General features: G+C 38.6%; 21 protein-coding genes. 18 read left to right on the forward strand and 3 right to left on the reverse strand.

Annotation, left to right across the window (positions count from 1 at the left end):
* The first annotated feature begins 83 nt into the window (after positions 1–83).
* From pheA to lpxC, 18 genes are all read left to right on the forward strand, one after another.
* Positions 84–1,154 carry a prephenate dehydratase gene (gene pheA, locus ACP5Q2_RS06610; protein ID WP_424605135.1) on the forward strand — a complete coding sequence of 357 codons (1,071 nt, stop codon included), beginning with the start codon at positions 84–86 and terminating at the stop codon, positions 1,152–1,154.
* The gene (hisC, locus tag ACP5Q2_RS06615; RefSeq protein WP_428098459.1) at positions 1,151–2,251 is read left to right on the forward strand and encodes a histidinol-phosphate transaminase; all 1,101 of its coding nucleotides are present in this window, start codon (positions 1,151–1,153) and stop codon (positions 2,249–2,251) included. The genes pheA and hisC overlap by 4 nt, the downstream gene beginning before the upstream one ends.
* Before the next feature lie 4 nt (positions 2,252–2,255).
* Positions 2,256–3,275 (forward strand): 3-deoxy-7-phosphoheptulonate synthase, encoded by a 1,020-nt coding sequence (aroF, locus tag ACP5Q2_RS06620; protein WP_424605133.1) that lies wholly within the window; start codon positions 2,256–2,258, stop codon positions 3,273–3,275.
* The gene (locus ACP5Q2_RS06625; RefSeq protein WP_428098462.1) at positions 3,275–4,099 is read left to right on the forward strand and encodes a prephenate dehydrogenase; all 825 of its coding nucleotides are present in this window, start codon (positions 3,275–3,277) and stop codon (positions 4,097–4,099) included. Before aroF ends, ACP5Q2_RS06625 begins: the two co-directional genes overlap by 1 nt.
* Positions 4,099–5,385 (forward strand): 3-phosphoshikimate 1-carboxyvinyltransferase, encoded by a 1,287-nt coding sequence (aroA, locus tag ACP5Q2_RS06630; protein ID WP_424605131.1) that lies wholly within the window; start codon positions 4,099–4,101, stop codon positions 5,383–5,385. The genes ACP5Q2_RS06625 and aroA overlap by 1 nt, the downstream gene beginning before the upstream one ends.
* Entirely contained in the window at positions 5,378–6,034 is a 657-nt protein-coding gene (cmk, locus tag ACP5Q2_RS06635) for a (d)CMP kinase (protein ID WP_424605130.1), read from the forward strand. The genes aroA and cmk overlap by 8 nt, the downstream gene beginning before the upstream one ends.
* A gap of 5 nt (positions 6,035–6,039) precedes the next feature.
* A complete protein-coding gene (gene ispH / locus ACP5Q2_RS06640; RefSeq protein WP_428098466.1) occupies positions 6,040–6,888 on the forward strand; it encodes a 4-hydroxy-3-methylbut-2-enyl diphosphate reductase in 849 nt (282 codons plus the stop codon).
* Entirely contained in the window at positions 6,875–8,590 is a 1,716-nt protein-coding gene (locus tag ACP5Q2_RS06645) for a S1 RNA-binding domain-containing protein (RefSeq protein ID WP_428098469.1), read from the forward strand. The genes ispH and ACP5Q2_RS06645 overlap by 14 nt, the downstream gene beginning before the upstream one ends.
* A gap of 150 nt (positions 8,591–8,740) precedes the next feature.
* Entirely contained in the window at positions 8,741–9,844 is a 1,104-nt protein-coding gene (locus ACP5Q2_RS06650) for a hydrogenase small subunit (RefSeq protein ID WP_428098471.1), read from the forward strand.
* 9 nt (positions 9,845–9,853) lie between these two features.
* On the forward strand, positions 9,854–11,566 hold the full coding sequence (locus ACP5Q2_RS06655) for a nickel-dependent hydrogenase large subunit (RefSeq protein ID WP_428098474.1): 1,713 nt from the start codon (positions 9,854–9,856) through the stop codon (positions 11,564–11,566).
* Positions 11,567–11,575: 9 nt separating this feature from the next.
* Positions 11,576–12,250, forward strand: coding sequence for a Ni/Fe-hydrogenase, b-type cytochrome subunit (gene cybH, locus ACP5Q2_RS06660; RefSeq protein ID WP_428098477.1), 675 nt, complete (start codon positions 11,576–11,578; stop codon positions 12,248–12,250).
* 287 nt (positions 12,251–12,537) lie between these two features.
* On the forward strand, positions 12,538–13,371 hold the full coding sequence (locus tag ACP5Q2_RS06665) for a methyl-accepting chemotaxis protein (protein ID WP_428098481.1): 834 nt from the start codon (positions 12,538–12,540) through the stop codon (positions 13,369–13,371).
* 107 nt (positions 13,372–13,478) lie between these two features.
* Positions 13,479–14,480, forward strand: coding sequence for a recombinase RecA (gene recA / locus ACP5Q2_RS06670; RefSeq protein WP_424605123.1), 1,002 nt, complete (start codon positions 13,479–13,481; stop codon positions 14,478–14,480).
* 87 nt (positions 14,481–14,567) lie between these two features.
* Positions 14,568–15,680 carry a type IV pilus twitching motility protein PilT gene (locus tag ACP5Q2_RS06675; protein ID WP_428098484.1) on the forward strand — a complete coding sequence of 371 codons (1,113 nt, stop codon included), beginning with the start codon at positions 14,568–14,570 and terminating at the stop codon, positions 15,678–15,680.
* On the forward strand, positions 15,670–16,110 hold the full coding sequence (locus ACP5Q2_RS06680; RefSeq protein WP_428098487.1) for a regulatory protein RecX: 441 nt from the start codon (positions 15,670–15,672) through the stop codon (positions 16,108–16,110). Before ACP5Q2_RS06675 ends, ACP5Q2_RS06680 begins: the two co-directional genes overlap by 11 nt.
* On the forward strand, positions 16,091–16,537 hold the full coding sequence (gene rplI, locus ACP5Q2_RS06685) for a 50S ribosomal protein L9 (RefSeq protein WP_424605120.1): 447 nt from the start codon (positions 16,091–16,093) through the stop codon (positions 16,535–16,537). Before ACP5Q2_RS06680 ends, rplI begins: the two co-directional genes overlap by 20 nt.
* Positions 16,524–17,855, forward strand: a complete 1,332-nt coding sequence (gene dnaB, locus ACP5Q2_RS06690) for a replicative DNA helicase (RefSeq protein ID WP_424605119.1) — start codon at positions 16,524–16,526, stop codon at positions 17,853–17,855. Before rplI ends, dnaB begins: the two co-directional genes overlap by 14 nt.
* 110 nt (positions 17,856–17,965) lie before the next feature.
* Positions 17,966–18,898: a UDP-3-O-acyl-N-acetylglucosamine deacetylase gene (lpxC, locus tag ACP5Q2_RS06695; protein ID WP_428098491.1), complete on the forward strand. Its 933-nt coding sequence runs from the start codon at positions 17,966–17,968 to the stop codon at positions 18,896–18,898.
* Between the two features lie 38 nt (positions 18,899–18,936).
* Here the strand turns inward: lpxC and ACP5Q2_RS06700 are convergent, their stop codons facing one another.
* From ACP5Q2_RS06700 to thiD, 3 genes are read right to left on the reverse strand one after another with little or no spacing between them, the layout of a single operon-like run.
* Positions 18,937–19,380: a nucleoside recognition protein gene (locus ACP5Q2_RS06700; protein ID WP_428098493.1), complete on the reverse strand. Its 444-nt coding sequence runs from the start codon at positions 19,378–19,380 to the stop codon at positions 18,937–18,939.
* Positions 19,371–19,745: a nucleoside recognition domain-containing protein gene (locus ACP5Q2_RS06705; RefSeq protein WP_428098496.1), complete on the reverse strand. Its 375-nt coding sequence runs from the start codon at positions 19,743–19,745 to the stop codon at positions 19,371–19,373. The genes ACP5Q2_RS06700 and ACP5Q2_RS06705 overlap by 10 nt, the downstream gene beginning before the upstream one ends.
* 46 nt (positions 19,746–19,791) lie before the next feature.
* The gene (thiD, locus tag ACP5Q2_RS06710) at positions 19,792–20,583 is read right to left on the reverse strand and encodes a bifunctional hydroxymethylpyrimidine kinase/phosphomethylpyrimidine kinase (RefSeq protein ID WP_428098499.1); all 792 of its coding nucleotides are present in this window, start codon (positions 20,581–20,583) and stop codon (positions 19,792–19,794) included.
* Position 20,584 lies beyond the last annotated feature (1 nt).

Genomic DNA, 20,584 nt, shown 5'->3' on the forward strand with positions numbered 1-20,584 from the left:
AAATAAATGTTAGATGTTGGAATTGATAACATAAACTATAAAAATCTGTTGAATATTTTTTAACTTTTTGATATATTTAAAAGATGGATAGATTGGATGAATTAAGACAACAGATAGACGATATAGACAATAACATTCTGGATCTTTTAAATAAGAGAGCAAGGCTTGTCATAGAGATCGGTCATATAAAAAAGTCTCAAAATGCACCTCTGTATGTCCCATCAAGGGAAAAAGCTATATATGAGCGACTAAAGGCGCTTAACCAGGGACCATTTCCCAACGATGCCCTTAGGAATGTTTTTCGGGAGATTATATCTGCCTCTCTTTCTTTAGAAGAGGTTCAAAAGGTGGCCTATTTAGGACCCCAAGGGACATTCACAAATTTGGCTGCAATTAAGCATTTTGGACTTTCAGTCAAGCCTATCCCCTGTAGAAGTATCCCAGAGGTGTTTGAAGATGTTGAGAAAAAGAGATGCGATTACGGGGTTGTGCCGATAGAGAATTCCCTTGAAGGTGTTGTAAATCATACCCTTGACATGTTTAGTCAGTCTAATCTCAAAATATGCGGGGAGATCTTTTTGGAAGTATCACATCATTTGATGAATAAATCTGGCAAGATAGAAGATGTAAAACGGATATATTCCCATCCCCATGCCATTGCCCAATGCAGAAAATGGATTACGGAAAATATCCCAAATGTGCCGATCGTGGAGGTTGAGTCCACGGCAAAGGCTGCTGAAATAGCATCAACGGATGAAACCATCGCTGCGATATCATCTGAAATGGCGGAGTTGCAGTATAATTTGAAGATTATCTATAAAAACATTGAAGATATGTCCAATAATTTTACACGGTTCCTTGTAATAGGAAACTTTGAACCGGAGCCCACAGGTAACGATAAAACATCTATCCTTTTCAGTGTTACCCATAGGTCAGGGTCTCTTTTTCAGGCACTAAAAGCCTTTGCCGAAGAGGAGATAAATATGACCAAGATAGAATCCCGCCCATCAAAGCTAAAGGCTTGGGAATATATATTTTATGTGGATATCGATGGACATTCTAAAACAGATAAGATAAAAAAAGCACTTGAAAAATTTTCAGAAAATGTATCTTTTATGAAGATTCTTGGTTCATATCCAAAGGGGGTAAAATGATAGATTATAAAAAGTTAGCAGGCGAAAAGATAAGTTCCCTCATCCCGTATCAGCCGGGTAAACCGATAAAGGAGTTGGAGAGGGAGCTCGGAGTAAAAGAGGCTATTAAGCTTGCCTCTAATGAAAATCCCTTAGGTGTTTCAAAAAAAGTTATTCAGGCTGTAACTGAGGCTTTGCATGAAATGAATAGGTATCCTTTAGGTGATGCATTTTATCTGAGGCAGGAATTGAGTAGATTTCTGGATGTGTCGCCACACCAGATAATTTTTGGGACAGGTTCAAATGAAATAATCGAGCTTGCCATCCGTACCTTTGTGAAAGATGGTGAACATGTCCTATCGTATGCCCCATCTTTTTCTGTTTATGGTATCATTGCCCAGGCTGCTGGTAGTTTTTGTAAATGGGTACAGACAGGGGATCGGTTTAGAGTGGATTTTGATAAACTTAAAGAAGCGGTGGAAAATAGCACAAGGTTAGTTTTTTTAGCTAATCCAAATAATCCCACAGGGGTCTATTTTTCAGAAGAGGAATTGGTGGACTTCTTAAACTATATTCCCAAAGAAACCATCGTCATTCTTGATGAAGCTTATATAGAATATGTTGATGCTCCAGATTTTCCAGAATCTTTGAAACTACTTAAAAAATACCCAAATCTCATTACCATGAGGACTTTTTCAAAGGCATATGGATTGGCAGGGTTCAGGATAGGATATGCTATCGGACATCAAGATGCCATAGATATGCTCAATAGGGTAAGACAGCCGTTTAATGTTAATATGGTTGCGCAGATTGCCGCAATAGCTGCCCTTGAGGATAGGGAATTTGTGAGAAATTCTATTAAGGTGAATAGGGAAGGTAAAGCATATCTTTACAAACAATTTAAAGAACTTGGGCTTGATTATATAGAGACTCAGGCAAATTTTATCCTGGTTAATGTGAAAGATGGTAAAGATGTTTTTGAAAGACTTTTAAAGGAAGGTGTAATAGTAAGGTTTTTGGGTCCAAATCTCAAAGAGTATATCAGGGTTTCAATTGGTACTATGCAGGAAAATGAAATTTTTATAAGTAAGCTTAAAAAAATATTAAACAAAGGTTAAGTAAATGATAATAGTTTTAAAACCTGATGCAGGTGAAATAGAGATACAACACATCGTAGACAGATTGGAAAAGTTTGGTTTTAAAACATACCTTTCAAAAGCTGCTGAAAGGACAATTATTGGTGCGATAGGTGATGAAAGGGCATTGAGGGATAAGCCCCTTTCTACACTGCCGGGTGTGGAGAAGGTAGTCCCGATATTAAAACCATTTAAGCTGGTAAGTAAAGAATTTAAAAAAGAGCCTACGGTACTCAACATTAAGGGTGTAAAGATAGGTGGCAAACATATCGCTGTTATGGCCGGTCCCTGCTCTGTTGAAAATAGAGATATGCTTTTTTATATTGCCGAAAGGGTTTACAGGGCAGGAGCCAGAATTCTTAGAGGTGGTGCTTTTAAACCCAGGACGTCGCCTTATGCTTTTCAAGGGTTAGGTGAAGAGGGACTGAAATTTCTCAGGGAGGCTGCGGACAGCCTCGGTATGCTTGTGGTAACTGAATTGATGGATCCAAGGGATATCGATCTTATTTTAAAATATACCGATATCGTTCAGATAGGTGCCAGAAACATGCAAAATTTCAGGTTATTAAAAGAGGTGGGGAAGGCTAAGGTGCCAGTTTTGCTTAAAAGGGGTTTAGCCGCCACCATTAAAGAGTTTTTAATGGCTGCGGAGTATATAGCATCAGAAGGGAATAATGATATTATCCTCTGCGAAAGGGGGATTAGGAGCTTTGACACAGAGACCAGAAATATACTAGATCTTTCTGCCATACCTGTTATAAAAAGTATGTCGCATCTACCTGTGATTGCCGATCCAAGTCATGGTACCGGTAGGTCAGATTGCATTTTGCCTATGGCTCAGGCGGCCATTGCGGCTGGTGCAGATGGTTTGATGGTGGAGGTACATCATTGCCCCGAAGAGGCTTTAAGCGACGGTGATCAATCAATATTACCAGATGATTTTGATCTCTTGATGAAAAGGGTAAAAATCATTGCGGCCACATTGGAAAGACATATAGAAGAATGATGGAAAATAATCTAAAAATCGGTATTATTGGTCTGGGACTGATTGGTGGATCCCTTGCTAAAGCTTTCAAAGAGAAGGGGCATACCATTTTTTGTCTTGATTCAAACCATGAGACGATAAAAAGTGCAAAAGATACATCGATGTTTGAAAACTGTTTTGAAACGCTGGATGACATGCTGGAGGAAAGCCTCGATCTTTTGTATATAGCTACGCCGGTAAGTGCCACAAAGGAGATCCTTTTGCATCTTGCGGAGGTGGAATGTAAAGTACCTATTACAGATGCTTCCAGCACAAAATCGAGCATAGAAAAGCTTGCTTCAGATTTTGACCTTGTATTTTGCGGGGGTCACCCCATCGCCGGAAGGGAAAAATCTGGTTTTGAACATTCGGATCCTGCAATATTTCAGGGGGCAGCCCACATACTCACAAACAAAGATGCTCCCCATTTTGAATTGCTCAAAGAATTGCATAGATCCATAGGTATGAATATTTATTTTATGAAACCTGAATTCCATGATTTTATATTTGCCCTCATCAGTCATTTCCCCCATCTGGCTGCTTTTTCGCTGGTAGAATTGGTGCAGAATATAGAGCCAGAAGCATTTAATTTTACAGGTGGAGGCTTTAAAGATTTTACTAGGATTGCTGGTAGTGATCCCACAATGTGGTCAAATATCTTTTCTGATAATCATGAAAATATTGTGCATATTATAGATAGATATATAGAAATCTTATCACAATGGAAAAGGTTGATTGAGTCAAATGACAGGATAAATATATACGATAAGATAAAGGATGCCAGCAATATCCGAAGGGGGTTATGATGGTAAGTTTCGATAGAATAGCAACTTTGAAGGGTTCTGTGACTGTTCCTCCGGATAAATCGATTACCCACAGAGCATTTATATTTTCCGGCATGGCGGAGGGGAGATCAGTAGTGTTAAATCCTCTTATGTCAAGGGATACCATCGCCACGATGAACGCCATGAAGGCTGTTGGGGTGGAATTTATAAAGATAGATAACGGATTTGAGATCGTTTCTAAAGGGTATAGAGGGTTTAATGAACCACATGATGTTATAAATTGTGAAAACTCTGGCACCACGGCAAGGCTAATTACCGGACTATTTGCTCCATCAGGAAGATTTGTAGTCCTGACGGGGGATAACTCCCTCAGAAGACGGCCCATGGACAGGGTTAAAAGACCCTTACAAACAATGGGAGCGGATATCAGATTGAGAAGTGATAGGTTTTTGCCAATGGCGATACTTCCCTCAAAGATGCATCCGGCTGATGTTATGGCGGAGGTGAGCAGTGCTCAGGTGAAAAGTGCAGTTATTCTTTCAGGTCTGCAGCTTGATGGATACACAAGTTATACAGAAAAAGAGATCACAAGAAACCACACCGAAACGATGTTGAGGGATTTTGGCGCTGACATTATGGTGGAAGGGAAAAAGATTACCGTTAGGGGTGGAAAAAACCTTACCCCTCAGAAAGCAACAGTACCAGGAGATTTTTCTTCGGCAGCATTTTTTATAGGTGCAGCCATTATGTTTGAAGGATCTGAGATTGAGATAAGATCCGTAGGTTTAAACCCCACCAGGACAGGATTGTTAACGGTATTGAAAGATATGGGGGTACAGATAGAAACTGAGTTGACCAACAGTTCAGCTGAACCTATGGGGAATATCTTCTTAAAGAATGGAAGATTAAAGGGGGGAAAAATTAGTGGTGAGATCATTCCAAATATCATTGATGAGATCCCTATGCTGGCCATTTTAGGCTTATTTGCCGAATCACCTCTGGAGATAAGAGGGGCGGAAGAGTTACGGGTGAAAGAATCAGATAGGATAAAGTCAGTGGTGGAAAATATCTCTGCTTTGGGTGGAGAGGTGGAGGAGTATGCGGATGGACTAAAGGTATACCCTCTAAAAAAGCTGAAAGATAAAGATATCGTTTTAAAATCATTCGATGATCATAGAATAGCTATGGTGAATATCCTTTTATCCAAAAGGTTCGGTAATATTTTTATTGACGAAATATCTGCTATTGATGTATCATTTCCCGATTTTTTGGAAAAATTAAAGGATATTGAGGTTGTTGTTGCTTAGAATAGCCATTGATGGACCTGCGGGAAGTGGGAAAAGTACAATTTCAAAGAAATTAGCAGAAAAATATAACCTTTTATACATCGATAGCGGTGCTTTTTATAGAGCAGCTGCATGGATGTATGTGAAGTTTAATCTCTCTGTGGAGGAACTATTAAATTATCTGAAGCGTAGTCGTATTATGCTTGAGAAAGATAGAGTTTTAGTTGAACTGGATGGGAAAATTTATGATGTGACGGATGATATAAGGTTGCCTGAGATATCTATGAAAACAAGTGAAATAGCTTCCATTCCGGAGGTGAGGTCTGTGATGACAGATCAGCAGAAGGCGGTTGCAAAAAGATCTTCTGTGGTTATGGATGGAAGGGATATTGGTACTGTTGTGATTCCTGATGCAGAGGTTAAGATATTTCTCACTGCTTCAGCGCAGGAGCGGGCAAAAAGAAGGTACAATGAGTTTATTGGTAAAGGTTTGAATGTGGATTTTGATAACCTTTTGGGTGAGATAGTAGAAAGGGACAAAAATGACGCTAATAGAGCTGTGGCACCGTTAAAAAAGGCTGATGATGCTTATGAATTGGATACCACAGATATGTCGATAGATGAAGTTGTTTTAGAGATAGAAAAGATTATAAAGAAGAAGGGTTTTTAGGATATATGGAGATCTATGTTGCTCAGCATGCAGGTTTTTGTTTTGGAGTGGAAAGGGCTGTAAAAATAGTCCGCAATGCAGCCGGAGAATATAAAAATCTATACACGCTGGGACCTATCATTCATAATCCGCAGCTTGTGAATGATTTGAAAAGTCAGGGTGTGGATGTTGCGGAATCTACGGAAGATCTAAAAGAAGGATCTACTGTTGTGCTGAGATCCCATGGAGTTGAAAAAAAAGAACTCGACATACTTGCCAACAAAAATATACATGTCGTGGATGCTACCTGTCCGTACGTGAATAAAGCTCATACTGAAGCGGTAAATCTAAGTAGAGATGGGTATTTTGTGGTGATCTTCGGGGAAAAAGATCATCCGGAGGTAAAGGGAATTGCAAGCTACATCGAAGGGGAATACACCATCATTTCTTCCCCTGAAGAGGCTTACAGTACAGATTTCAGGGAAAAGATAGGTGTTGTGGCCCAAACTACTCAGGAGAAGGCTGTTTTTGATAAAATCGTTGATATTCTGAAAAACAGATGTAACGAAATTAAAATATCAAATACGATATGTAATGCCACCACCCTGAGACAGAATGCCGCCAGAAAGGTGGCGGAAATGGTGGAAGTGATGTTTGTGGTGGGTGGTAAAAATAGTGCCAATACAAGAAGGCTGTATAAGATATGCAGTGAAATTTGTAAGAAGACATTTCACATAGAAACAAAAGAAGAGATTGACAAATCGGTATTAATAGGAGTAAATAAGGTGGGTGTAACTGCTGGTGCCAGTACACCTAAGAACATCATAGATGATGTTATAGAATATTTAAATGGGGTTAATAATGGCAGAGAATAAGGAAATCCAAACAGAAAATGGTAATTTTAATGAATTTGAAGATTTTGAATCGATGTTAGAAAGTTCAATAAATCCGCCTACTAAAGGTAGTACTGTCAAATGTACTGTTGTTGGTATAAATGATAATGATATATTAGTGAATTTTGGTTATAAAACAGAAGGTGTGGTAGATATAAACGAGTTCAGAAAAGATGGAGAACTATCCGTAAAGATTGGGGATGAGCTGGAGCTGGAGGTTGTTTCTGTAAGTGGTGGTGGGGCGTACGTTAAACTTTCTAAGAAAGGTCTGGAATTAAGACATGACATAGATGAAGTGGTGAAATCTATAAATAAAGGTAAAGCTATCCCTGTGAAAATAGTAAAATATGATGAAAAAAATAAGAAATACATAGGTAAGCATGGTGAAGTGGATGTCCATATTTTAGAGCATCAGATAGACCATAAAAATAAAATCAAAGATCCAAAGCATTACGTCGGTAAGGTGTTTAATTGTAAGGTATTAAAATTCGATTCTAAAAGTAAAACCGCTCTTGCTTCCAGAAAACAGTACCTCATAGAAGCTCAGGAGGAGGAGAAAAGGAACTTTTTTAATTCTATAAAAGAAGGGGATGTGCTAAAAGGCACCGTAAAATCAATAAAAGAGTTTGGTGCTTTTATAAATCTTGGACACGTGGATGGTTTTCTGGCAAGAGAAAATATTGCATGGGGAAGGGTTACAAAGGTTGAAAAGTATCTGGAAGTGGATGATAAGGTTGATGTTAAGATAATTAAGATAGACAGAGAAAATTCAAAGATAGAACTTAGTATGAAAGACTTAAAGGAAAATCCATGGGCAGCAGTCAAATCTAAATACCCCGTTGGTTCCGAGATAAAAGGAACTGTAATCGTAAAATTGAAGAATGGTTACGTTTTGGAGATAGAAAGTGGTGTGGAAGGGTTTGTCCCTTATGAAGAGCTCAGCTGGATTAAAAAATCGAATATATCTTTAAATAAAGGGGATCAGGTAATAGGAAGAGTTATAGATATCGATGATAAAAGAGAAAAATTGGTAATTTCTGTAAAAGCACTTCAGGAAAATCCATGGGACCTCATGAAGAAGAGTCATCCGGAGGGTTCCATCGTTAAGGGGAAGATAAAAGGTATTACAGATTTTGGTATTTTTGTGGATTTTGGCGGAGTTGTGGATGGTCTTGTGAGAAAGACAGATATCTCATGGACAGAAGAGGTTAGCGATTTGAGTGAGAAATTTAAAGTGGGTGATGAGATAGAGGCAAAAATTCTGGCTATTGATCCGGAAAAGGAGAGGATATCATTGGGGATTAAACAATTAGAGAAGAATCCATGGAAAGAGATCGATAAGCTATACCCTGTTGGAAAGGTTGTGGAAGCTGTTGTGGACTCTGTGGGAAAAGATCAACTTGTGGTAAATCTAACAAAGGGGATAAAAGGTTTTATCCCGATAAAAGAGGTGGATGAGGGGAAAACTAATCTTTCTGAGCAGTTTAATCCGGGGGATGTTGTTAAAGCTACTGTGATGAAAACAGATGTAAAAAATAAAAAAATTTTATTATCCATTAAGAAATATAAGTACGATTCCGAAAGATCAGAAGTTAAAGAATACATGAAAAAGCTTCAGAAGCAAACGGAGGATTCATTTAGTCTTGGTGAATTGATAAAAGAGAAGATTTCAGGAAAAAATTAATGAAAAGCGGGGTAACCCGCTTTTTTTATTTTAAGTTAAATTATTGTAAAATACGTGTAAATTTAAAAATATAATTCATTTATATTTTAGTTGACAAGAGATTTTATTTAGTTATAATATCGTTAAGGATAACTTACATGGAGGATATATATGTCCAGAGTAACTGATTTTTTAAAAGAGTACGGTATTAGTAGAAGGGATTTTTTGAAGTATTGTACTGCTTTAAGTGGTATGTTGGCACTCTCTCCTGCTTTGGCACCAAGGGTTGCGGAAGCTATTGAATCTGATAATAGGCCTCCAGTCATCTGGCTTGAGTTTCAGGATTGTGCTGGTGATTCAGAATCTCTATTGAGGGCAGATAGACCTACCGTGGCCGAGCTTGTACTGGATCATCTGTCAATAGATTATCATGAAACGATAATGGCTGCCGCAGGTTTTCAGGCGGAAGAGGCCAAAAAAGGTACTCTGGAAAAATATAAAGGAAAATATATAGTCGTGGTGGAAGGTTCTATACCAACTAAGGATGACGGAGTATACTGTACTATTGGTGGGAAAACCGCCCTTGATATCCTGAAAGAGGCTGGTGAAGGGGCTGCATTTATAATAGCTGTTGGGACTTGTGCTGCTTATGGTGGGCTACCGGCGGCATATCCAAACCCAACTGGGGCAAAGGGTGTAAAAGATATTTTACCGCATAAAACTGTAATCAATCTTCCTGGTTGTCCTATGAATGTGGATAACCTAACCGGAACAATAGTTCATTATCTTCTTTTTGGTGCTGCTCCTGCCCTTGACAAATTTCTCAGACCAAAATTTGCCTATGGCAAGAGGATACACGACAATTGCGAGAGAAGGGCGCATTTTGATGCTGGTCAGTTTGTGGAAGCATGGGGCGATGATGCCCATCGGAAAGGGTGGTGTTTATACAAAATGGGGTGTAAAGGTCCTGAAACTTTCCATAATTGTCCAACTATACGCTGGAATGATGGTTTAAGCTGGCCTGTTATGGCTGGACACGGATGTGCAGGATGCAGTGAACCTGGATTCTGGGATACCATGACGCCACTCTACAATAGGTTGCCAAATGTACCGGGATTTGGAGTGGAGTCCACTGCTACTAAAATTGGTACTGCTGTTGTGGGGGCTTCTGCAGTTATTTTTGGTACTCATGGCATCGTCAGCCTTATCAGGAATAGAGGGCTTATCAAAAAAGTCGAAAATAACGAAGTAGAAATAGAAGAAGAGAATAAATAAGGGGGCTTTATGGCACAAAAAATAGTTGTGGATCCTATTACAAGGATAGAGGGTCACTTAAGAATAGAAGCAGTGGTGGAAAATGGTAAGATTACTGATGCATGGTCAAGCTCCACAATGTTTAGGGGCGTAGAAAAGATTCTTCAGGGTAGAGACCCAAGGGATGCATGGTATTTTACCCAGAGGTTTTGTGGTGTTTGTACGACGGTTCACTCAATAGCCTCCATACGAGCTGTGGAAAACGCCCTTAATATAAAAATCCCTTTTAATGCTGAAATGATAAGAAATCTCATAATAGGTATTCAGCTTGTACAGGATCATGTGATCCATTTTTATCATTTACATGCCCTTGACTGGGTGGATATTGTTTCTGCTTTAAAAGCGGATCCCAAAAAGACAGCTGCATTACAGCAATCTATCTCTCCTTGGAAATATTCCAGTGAGTCTTATTTTAAAGGGGTACAGGATAAGGTTGCAGCTTTTGCAAAGACCGGAAGACTTGGGCCTTTTGGTAATGCGTATTGGGGGCACCCAGCATACAAGCTTCCACCTGAAGCAAATCTTATGGCGGTTGCCCACTATCTGGAAGCTTTGAATCTTCAAAAAGAGATTATCAAGGTTCATGCAATATTGGGATCTAAGAATCCACATCCACAGACATTCCTTGTGGGCGGTATGTCTATCCCTGTTGACCCAACCAGCCAAAATGCACTTAATGCGGATAAAATAGCCATGATAAATAAGTACTTCGCAATGGCAAAGGAATTTGTGGAGCAGGTTTATATCCCTGATGTTCTTGCAGTTGCCCCATTTTATCTTGAATGGGCAAAAATAGGTACTGGTCATAAAAATTATCTCTCTTATGGTGAGTTCCCTGAAGGACAAAATGGATTCCCGAATGACCTATGGTTCCCATCTGGTATGATTTTAAATGGTGATCTGTCAAAAGTTTTACCTGTAGCGCAAGAAAAAATTACAGAATATGTGACCCATTCATGGTATGAGTACACAGGTGGTGATGATAAGGCCAAACACCCATACGAAGGTGAGCTGATATGGAAATACACAGGCCCAAAACCTCCGTATGAGTATCTGGAAACGGATAAAAAATATTCATGGGTAAAAGCCCCAAGATATGATGATAAGGCTATGGAGGTGGGACCTCTATCTAGGATGCTGATAGGGTATGCAAAAGGGCACAAGGAGATAAAAGAAACAGTTGATGCCGTATTGAAAAAGCTTGGTGTGGGACCTGAGGTTCTTTTCTCCACTTTAGGTAGAACAGCGGCAAGGGCTATTGAGACCCTCATAGTTGTAAACAGACTTCCAAAATGGGTGGATATGCTCGTGGCAAACATTAAAACTGGCGATTTATCAATTCACAATGGTGAAAAATGGGATCCAGAGCATTGGCCACAATCCGCAAAGGGCTATGGTTGGCATGAAGCTCCGAGAGGAGCCCTTGGCCACTGGATCGTGGTAGAGGACAAAAAGATAAAAAATTATCAGGCAGTGGTTCCTTCTACCTGGAACGCATCTCCAAGAGATGCTAAAGGTATTAGGGGACAGTATGAGGAATCTCTTATAGGTACACCTATTGCAGATCCCAAGAAGCCTCTTGAGATATTAAGAACTATACACTCTTTTGACCCATGCCTTGCGTGTGCTGTTCATGTATATGATGAAAAGGGTGAGCTACAGTCCAAAGTAAAGGTACTGTAGGAGGTGTTTATGGCTAATACAAATTACTGTGCCGCTAAGCGGTTTATATATGTATGGGAAGGGCCTGTAAGGATAACCCACTGGGTAAACGTATTTTCAATCATCATCTTGAGTATCACAGGTTATTACATACATAATCCCTTTATAGATGTTCACGATATGTACTATCCACCATACATTATGGGTACTGTCAGATATATCCATTATCTGACGGGGATAGTGTTTGCGGTGAGTATTATCATCAGGCTTTACTGGCTTTTTGTGGGGAACAGATACGCAAGCTGGAAATCATTTGCAAACCCTTTAAACAAGAAGGATAGAAAGATACTGATGAGTTATTTTAAATATTATATTTTTCTTGAGAAGAATCCACCACATACGCTTGGACACAACCCAGTGGCATTAATGGCATACATCGTACTTTTCAACCTGTTTATCCTGCAGATTATTACGGGTTTTGCCCTATGGGCACAGGCAAATCCTGATAGCACTCTCTCTGCGTTAACCGGATGGGTATTCTCGATCGCAAGTAATCAGTGGATTAGATTTTTTCATTACCTGGTTATGTTTCTAATTGGAGGATTTGTTATCAACCATATTTACAGTGCCGTCCTTTTTGACTTTAAGACCCAATCTGGAGAAATTAGCTCCATTTTTTCCGGATGGAAACCTCAGAGAGATTAATACCATAGTGTGTAAGGCAGACTTAAAAGGTCTGCCTTTTTTTTATCCAAAAAAATTTGATTTGATTTAATTAGTTAATATCCTTAGGAGGCATTTTATGAGTGTGAAATACAAGCTTGCTTTATCTTTTATTTCTTTATTTACTATAATCATAATCATTTCGCATATTCATTTATGCAGATTAAAAAGGGTAATTCTTACATCGAAGATATTTACAACGTGAAGATGTAATCTATAGAAAATCTGTTCAGACTGTAGCTAAACTGGAAAGGATCATCAAAAAAGTTATGGATCATTCAAATGAAAATAAGGAAGAAACAAAAAAGATAACCGTGATGATGGAGCAGCTCGATCAAACGGCAAGTTTACTCAGCGATATTGTCTCATCTTTATCATCCGCTATAGAAGAGATGAATTCGAAAGTGCACGTAGTAGCTGAAAATTCTAATAATCTTACAGAAATGTCTGAAGAAATTGATATGTCGATAGTAAGAGGAAACAGAAATGTGGAAGATAGTATAATCAGTATAAATAATATAGGTGAAGAAACATCCCAATTAATGGATATATTTGAGAAATTTATTGAAAATGTGAGTATGATACAGGATGTTGTGAGTGTAATAAATGATATAGCTGATCAAACTAACTTGCTTGCATTGAATGTTGCTATAGAAGCGGCAAGAGCTGGAGAGCATGGTAGGGGGTTTGCTGTTGTCGCAGATGAAGTTAGAAAACTTGCAGGTAAGACATCTGATTCCACTAAAGAGATAGAAAAGTTAGCAAAAGATATTACCATGCAATCAAATAACGTACAGCAGAAAATAGAAACGGTGAATGATGTTGTACCTGTTGAGATTGGGAAGATATCAGAAGTGCAGAGTGTTTTTAATATGATTTCTAATATGATAAAAGAACTCAAAAATAAAATAGCTGAAATAAATCTATCCATTAAAGAGCAATCTGTTGCTATGAATGAATTGGCTGAGCAGACTGATAAGGTATTGCAGAGTGCAAATGATATTAAATCAGCCATTGATATAAGTGTGAATACAATTAATAATCTTGAAAAGATTGTTGAAAATTTAGATAGGCTTGTGGGGGTTTTTAAAGTAAAAGTTTAAATATAAGATATTCTGTATATTTGAAAGATAAACTTAGCTTTTACTTTGTTTTTTTTATTTTTTAGTGTATAATATCACTAATTCAGAATCAGGTCAGGAGGAATAGTATGGACAATGAGAAATTAAAAGCCCTGGATGCAGCCCTTAGCAAGATAGAAAAAGATTTTGGCAAAGGGGCTGTAATGAAATTGGGTGATAAAGCGATTGAAAAGCCACCTGTTATCCCCACTGGTATACTCACACTTGATGCGGCGTTGGGGGTTGGGGGGATTCCTCGGGGTAGAATTATTGAAATATTTGGCAGTGAATCGAGTGGTAAGACGACAGTTGCTTTTCATATGATAGCTGAAGCACAAAAACTGGGTGGTATAGCTGCCTTTATAGATGCCGAACATGCAATGGATCCTGTTTATGCAAAGGCAATAGGGGTTGATGTGGATAATCTTTTTGTAAGTCAGCCGGACAACGGAGAAGCTGCCCTTGAGATTGCCGAGACTCTTGTGAGAAGTGGAGCTATCGATATCATAGTGATAGACTCTGTGGCAGCCCTCACCCCTAAAGCTGAGATAGAAGGGGATATGGGGGATTCTTTTATGGGTCTGCAGGCAAGACTTATGAGTCAGGCATTGAGAAAGCTTACCGCAATTGTGAATAAATCCAAGACAGCCCTTGTGTTTATAAACCAAACAAGACAAAAGATAGGGATATCATACGGGAACCCTGAGACAACCACTGGTGGTAATGCACTGAAATTTTATGCCACAATTAGAATTGAAGTTAAAAGATCGGGTCATTTAAAAGATAAAGAGGAGAATGTCGGAAGTGAAACTGTGGCAAAAGTTGTCAAAAATAAAGTGGCCCCACCTTTCAAACAGGCTAAATTCGATATTTTATACGGGACAGGTGTATCCAAAGAGGGGATATTGATAGATCTGGGTGTCGAAGAGGGATTAATAGGGAAGTCAGGTGCCTGGTTTAGCTATAAAGATACCAAGATTGGGCAGGGGAAAGAGAACGCCAGACAGTATCTAAAAGATAATCCGGAAATTATGAAAGAGATTGAATTGGAGATTCGGAAAAAACTTGGTTTGCCAACGGTGGAAAACTGATTAGGATATCAAAAGATTCAAATATTGCTAATATGATTTTCCAATGAGGGTGGGATTCCACCCTCATTTTAGTTAATTATAAAAGTTATGGAGGATAGTGTGATCGATGATATATTAAAACTTGCTTTTACTAAAAAAGCATCAGATATCCATATAAAGGCAGGGAAAAATCCCATCTTTAGAATAAATGGACAGCTTATCCCATCCATCGATTTCCCAAGATTAACACCGGAGGATACTCTAAAAATTGCCGGAATGGTAATGAGCAACCACGTAAAAGCTAAATTTAAGGAGCAGTATGAGGCTGATTTTTCATATAGTGTGGCAGGTTTTGCAAGATTCAGGGTAAACGCTTATATCCAGAGGGGCACAGTGGCTTTAGTATTCAGGGTGATACCTCATGAGATTCCATCTCTGGATAGTCTTGGTTTACCCAAGGTAATATCTAAGATAGCGGAGGAACAAAGAGGATTGATACTTGTAACAGGTACTACGGGAAGTGGTAAGTCCACCACCCTTGCGGGGATGATAGATTATATAAATACAAACGATGATGTGAATATCATAACGATTGAAGACCCTATAGAATTTTTACATAGAGACAAAAAATCGATTATTTCTCAGCGAGAAATAGGTACAGATACCCTCTCATTTGCGGAAGCTTTAAAGAGATCACTCCGTCAGGATCCGGATGTGATACTGGTGGGTGAGATGAGAGACCTTGAAACGATTGAGACTGCCCTTCATGCAGCCGAAACAGGACACCTTGTTATGAGCACACTTCATACTTTAGATGCTCCAGAGACTATCAACAGGATCATCTCAATATTTCCACCATATCACCAGAAACAGGTGAGAATACAGCTCGCTTCTGTATTGAGGGCCATAATATCTATGAGATTGGTTCAGAGAAAGGATGGCACAGGTAGGATCCCTGCGGTGGAAGTGATGATAAATACTGCAACGATAAAAGAGTGTATCATAGACAAAGATAAAACTCAGATGATCAATGATTACATCGAGCAGGGGAAATCGGTATACGGTAGTCAGAGCTTTGATCAATCTCTGTACGATCTCTACAAAGCTGACCTTGTAACGGTGGAAGAAGCCCTCAAATATGTCAAAAGACCAGATGACTTCAAACTCAAAATCAAAGGTATTAGTAGCTCTTCAGATACCTGGGGTGTGGATGATAGATGATATATTAAAGTATGCCATAAGACTACTTAGCAAAAAGGATTATTTTGAGTCTGAATTGAAGGGGAAGCTTGTTAAAAAGTTTGAAAATAGTGATGAGGTGGAAGTGGTAATAAAAAAATTGAAGGATTTAAGATATATTGATGACAATAGGGTATTAGAGCAGTTTATAAAGTCTCAACTTAAAAAAGGGTACGGACAGTATTTGATCAAGAAAAAGTTGATGGAAAAAGGGGTGGATATATCAATTTCGGAAATTGGTGCGTATCTTTTGGAAGAGGAAGAATTAAAAAGGAAGATAGCAGAAAAATTGCATAAATATCATAATGATTATGAGAAGACAGTTGCTTATTTTTATAGAAAAGGTTATCCTTATAATCTTATCAAAAGGCTGATATCGGAGGTAATAGAGGATGAAGGTTATATTTCTTAAGGATGTTAAAAATGTGGCAAAAGCAGGGGAGATAAAAGAGGTAAAAGAGGGGTACGCAAGAAATTTTCTTTTCAAAAATAATCTGGCGATTGAAGCCACTGAAGCAAATCTAAATAATTTGAAAAGAAAAAAAGAGCAGGAAGCTCTTGCGGAGCAGAATAAGATAGAAGAGGCAAAAAAGCTTGCGGAAAAGTTAAATGGCACAAATCTTATTCTTAAAAGGAAAGCTGGTGATAAGGGGAGACTTTTTGGAGCTATCACCAATACCGAAATAGCCGAAGAGCTGGAGAAGATGGGGATCTGCATAGATAAGAAGCATATAGATTTGAAAAATCCTATTAAGGAATTGGGTGAATATAAGATTAAAGTGAATCTGTATAAAGAGATAAAAGGGGAGTTTATTTTAAAGGTTGATGAACAACAATAATTTTAAGACATTACCCCACAGTATCGAAGCTGAACAGGCTGTGTTAGCATCTATATTAATTGACAGTAGATCTCTGGATAGAATTACGCATATCATAAATGCAGATGATTTTTATATCCCCTACAATAGGTTGATTATGCAGAAGATGCTTGAGTTGCAGGAGGAAGGTAGAGCAATAGATCTGGTAACTTTAGCAGAACGATTGATTTCTGAGAATCTCATCGAAAAGGCTGGGGGTATGGAATATATCTCATCCCTGGTGAATATATTGCCAAACGCCGCCAATGTTGTGCACTATGCCAATATTGTGAGGGAAAAAAGCCTCCAGAGGAAACTGATTGAACGGTCTGTGGAGATATCTGAAATGGCCTATGGTTATACCGGTGATCTAAATGAGCTTCTGGATGAAGCAGAAAGGAAGATATTTGCAATTGCAGAATCCAGAATTAGAGGGGATATAAAGCCTATAGGTAATATTATAAGTCATACCTTTGAAATTATAGAATCGTTGTATCATAGACAGGGGCAGATCACCGGAACCCCAACTGGATTTGTGGATTTAGATAAAATTACCAATGGACTTCAGAAATCGGATCTTATCATTGTGGCAGGTAGACCAGCGATGGGTAAAACGGCATTTGCCCTAAATTTAGCTCTTAATGCCTGCGTAAAATACAATAAAGTGATTGCGATGTTTTCCCTTGAAATGTCTTCGGGTCAGTTAGTTCAGAGGCTTTTGTCTGCGGAAGCGAATATCGAGTCTCAAAAACTGAGAAATGGTAGACTTTCGATGGATGAGTGGCAGAGATTGGCTTCGGTGGCTGGAGAACTCAATGAGATACAGTTTTACATAGATGATACACCAGCCATATCCGTTACAGAGGTGAGGGCAAAATCCAGAAGGATAAAAAGGGAAAGGGGGCTTGATCTTATTATAATAGATTATCTTCAGCTTATGAGTAGCAACAAAGGAGAGAGTAGAGAGCAACAGATCTCAGAAATATCCAGATCACTTAAAGCTCTTGCCAAGGAACTTGATGTGCCGGTGATTGCACTTTCTCAGCTTAATAGAAGTGTGGAAAATAGACAGGACAAAAGGCCTGTGCCATCCGATCTAAGGGAGTCTGGCGCCATTGAGCAGGATGCCGACATAATAATATTCCTCTACAGGGATGAAGTATACAATAAAGATACAAAAAAACCAGGTGTGGCAGAGATAATAATAGCCAAGCATAGAAATGGTCCCACAGGAACAGTGGAGCTTGCATTCTTGAAAGAATTTACAAAATTTGCCAACCTGGAACATTCAGCTGTATAAAAAAATATACAGTTTTCTGTGGAAAATGTAAAATTTTTATTACAATTTATTTTATAGATGCTATTAGATATAGATTTTATTATTGGCATACTATTTGCTTATTAAAAAATATGAAAAATTATAGCGCTTATCAAACTACAATTTGTTCAGAAATAAGATTCTCCGGAATCGGTTTGCATTCTGGTAAAGAGATTCAGGTGAGAGTCCACCCCGCTCCTGCAGACTTTGGTGTAAGGTTTAAAAGGGGGGATGTATTAAATTCCGAAAGTGTTAAGATTTCTCCTTTCAGTGTATTGTCCACACAGCTTGCCACTTCAATAAAATGTGGTGAATTGCCTATAAGTACGATAGAGCATATTTCGGCTGCCTTTTATGGTATGGGGGTGGATAATGTCTTAGTGGAGGTTTTTGGAGCTGAGGTTCCTATATTAGATGGCAGTGCCCTTCCGTTTGTAAATATGATAAATGAAGTTGGGATAAAGACTCTTACAAGAAAGAGAAAATACCTGAAAATAAATAGAAAAATTGTAATTGAAAAAGATGGTAAGCTAATTGAAATGCTCCCTTCAAGATTTATGAAGATTACCACCCATATAGATTTTGACAACCCTTTTATAGGTTACCAGAAAGCTTTTGTGAATATTACCCCTGAAACATTTGCAAGGGAGTTGGCTCCGGCAAGAACTTTTGGTTTCAAAAAGGATGTGGAACAGCTATGGTCTTTGGGACTTGCGAAAGGTGGATCCCTTGATAATGCAGTGGTAATCGATAATGACAAAGTATTGAATCCCGGTGGGTTGAGGATGCCTGATGAATTGGTAAAACACAAGGCTCTGGATCTGCTTGGGGACCTTTCCCTGATAGGTTATAGGTTCTTTGGTCACGTAAGGGCCTACAAGTCGGGACATCTTATAAATAATATATTCGCCAGATCCCTTCTAGTTTCCACTGATCTTTATAGCATTATCGAGCTGGAGGAGGAGCCAAAAGCTATCGGTTCAGATATCCCGGCGGCTATCGAAAGATCCTTTGCCACAGCCTAAAGGTTGTTTTTAGGATAATACAACCGCAATTATTATTTCTATATGTTTCTTTTCTTAAAAAATAGTTTTTGTATGGCAATAATTACGGCTATTGCCATTACAAATCGGATTCCAAAAAGGATAAATCCATTAGCCCCTACCGCAACGAATATCAGCGTATCCTCGATGACCGCATGACATATAGAAAGGAATATGGCTGACAGAATGGTATCCTGTTTGTTCATCTTGTTTTCCATTGCATTTTTGATCAAAACTCCGGCACCGTAAGTTATACCAAGTATAAAACCTACAATCATCGTTATGGATGCATTTGTGGATATTCCGATTGCTTCAATGGGTGATTTGGCGTATCGCTGTGTTATTTCGAATAGTTTTGATTTTTCATAAAACTCATAAATAATCATCAAAGCTACTATAACGATGAAAAGCTTTGCACTCAGAATAAGAGCAGAATGTAAAGATGACAAAATATTTATATCCATACTAAATTTAATACCCCCGCAGCTATTAATGCACCTATTATCCTTACAGAAAGAATCAATACTCCATTTGCACCTGCCCTTGATAACACGGCAGTTTCAATAAATAGATTATGGGCGAGCCCGAGGAAAAGTCCTGCTATAGTCATCTCTTTGGTATTTAAATGAAGGGGTACAAGGGCTGCAATAGCAGTGTACATGTTTAATGTCATTCCTGATATTATGCCAATTGCAGCTTCACCTGGAAGCCCTATCAATTGCATTATGGGGGAACATAAATGACCTATTTTAGCAAGAAGACCGCTTTGTTTCAGAATATCGACGAGTATATAAAAGGGGAAGGTGTATATTATCATTTTATAGCTCACTTTCACCCCATTTTTAAATCCAGATGATAAAGTGTTTAAAAACATATCAGAAGAGAAAGAAATGTTTTAAAGGACCGTGACCCCGACCGATATTCATATCTGCCGCATGGAGTATGGCATTATACACATAACTTTTGGCAAGCAATACAGAAGTGAAAAAGTCGTATCCTTTAGCAATATTGACAGCCAATGTGGAGGCCATCGTACATCCTGTACCGTGGGTATTTTTAGTATCTATTCTTTGCATAGAAAATACCTCCAGATCTTCCCCATTGTAAGCTACGTCATAGGTGTATTCACCATCCAGATGACCACCTTTTAATAACACATTTTTGCAACCCAATTTTTTCAATTCCACCGCAGCAGCTTTCATATCGTCAAGGGTCTGTATTCCATCCATCCCTAATAAAACTTTAGCTTCTTCAATATTAGGGGTTATGACGTAGGCAAGGGGAATCAGTTCATTTTTTAATTTATCTATTGCTGAATCCTTTAACAGCTTACTACCACCTTTTGCTACCATTACAGGGTCCACCACCAGTTTTTCAACCGCATATTTTTTCATCCTGTCCACCACCACTTCAATGATTTCTGACGAAGATAGCATCCCAGTTTTAACGGCGGATACCTCAAAATCGTTGAATATAGAATCTATCTGACTATATATTATTGAAAGTGGAAGATCAAATATGTCTGTTACCCCAAGGGTGTTTTGGGCAGTTATGGATGTGATGGCCGTAAGTCCATAGGCACCATTTGCCGATATCGCTTTCAGATCCGCCTGAATACCAGCGCCTGCGCCACTATCAGAACCTGCGATTGTTAAAACCTGTATCATA

Origin of the sequence: Calditerrivibrio sp. (assembly GCF_049968475.1) — a bacterium.
GTDB lineage: Bacteria > Chrysiogenota > Deferribacteres > Deferribacterales > Calditerrivibrionaceae > Calditerrivibrio > Calditerrivibrio nitroreducens_A.

Coding starts and splice junctions, on each gene's coding strand:
- pheA (WP_424605135.1), top strand. CDS start 84: ATGGATAGATTGGATGAATTAAGACAACAGATAGACGATATAGACAAT.
- hisC (WP_428098459.1), top strand. CDS start 1,151: ATGATAGATTATAAAAAGTTAGCAGGCGAAAAGATAAGTTCCCTCATC.
- aroF (WP_424605133.1), top strand. CDS start 2,256: ATGATAATAGTTTTAAAACCTGATGCAGGTGAAATAGAGATACAACAC.
- ACP5Q2_RS06625 (WP_428098462.1), top strand. CDS start 3,275: ATGGAAAATAATCTAAAAATCGGTATTATTGGTCTGGGACTGATTGGT.
- aroA (WP_424605131.1), top strand. CDS start 4,099: ATGGTAAGTTTCGATAGAATAGCAACTTTGAAGGGTTCTGTGACTGTT.
- ispH (WP_428098466.1), top strand. CDS start 6,040: ATGGAGATCTATGTTGCTCAGCATGCAGGTTTTTGTTTTGGAGTGGAA.
- ACP5Q2_RS06645 (WP_428098469.1), top strand. CDS start 6,875: ATGGCAGAGAATAAGGAAATCCAAACAGAAAATGGTAATTTTAATGAA.
- ACP5Q2_RS06650 (WP_428098471.1), top strand. CDS start 8,741: ATGTCCAGAGTAACTGATTTTTTAAAAGAGTACGGTATTAGTAGAAGG.
- ACP5Q2_RS06655 (WP_428098474.1), top strand. CDS start 9,854: ATGGCACAAAAAATAGTTGTGGATCCTATTACAAGGATAGAGGGTCAC.
- cybH (WP_428098477.1), top strand. CDS start 11,576: ATGGCTAATACAAATTACTGTGCCGCTAAGCGGTTTATATATGTATGG.
- ACP5Q2_RS06665 (WP_428098481.1), top strand. CDS start 12,538: ATGGATCATTCAAATGAAAATAAGGAAGAAACAAAAAAGATAACCGTG.
- recA (WP_424605123.1), top strand. CDS start 13,479: ATGGACAATGAGAAATTAAAAGCCCTGGATGCAGCCCTTAGCAAGATA.
- ACP5Q2_RS06675 (WP_428098484.1), top strand. CDS start 14,568: ATGGAGGATAGTGTGATCGATGATATATTAAAACTTGCTTTTACTAAA.
- ACP5Q2_RS06680 (WP_428098487.1), top strand. CDS start 15,670: ATGATAGATGATATATTAAAGTATGCCATAAGACTACTTAGCAAAAAG.
- rplI (WP_424605120.1), top strand. CDS start 16,091: ATGAAGGTTATATTTCTTAAGGATGTTAAAAATGTGGCAAAAGCAGGG.
- dnaB (WP_424605119.1), top strand. CDS start 16,524: ATGAACAACAATAATTTTAAGACATTACCCCACAGTATCGAAGCTGAA.
- lpxC (WP_428098491.1), top strand. CDS start 17,966: ATGAAAAATTATAGCGCTTATCAAACTACAATTTGTTCAGAAATAAGA.
- ACP5Q2_RS06700 (WP_428098493.1), bottom strand. CDS start 19,380: ATGGATATAAATATTTTGTCATCTTTACATTCTGCTCTTATTCTGAGT.
- thiD (WP_428098499.1), bottom strand. CDS start 20,583: ATGATACAGGTTTTAACAATCGCAGGTTCTGATAGTGGCGCAGGCGCT.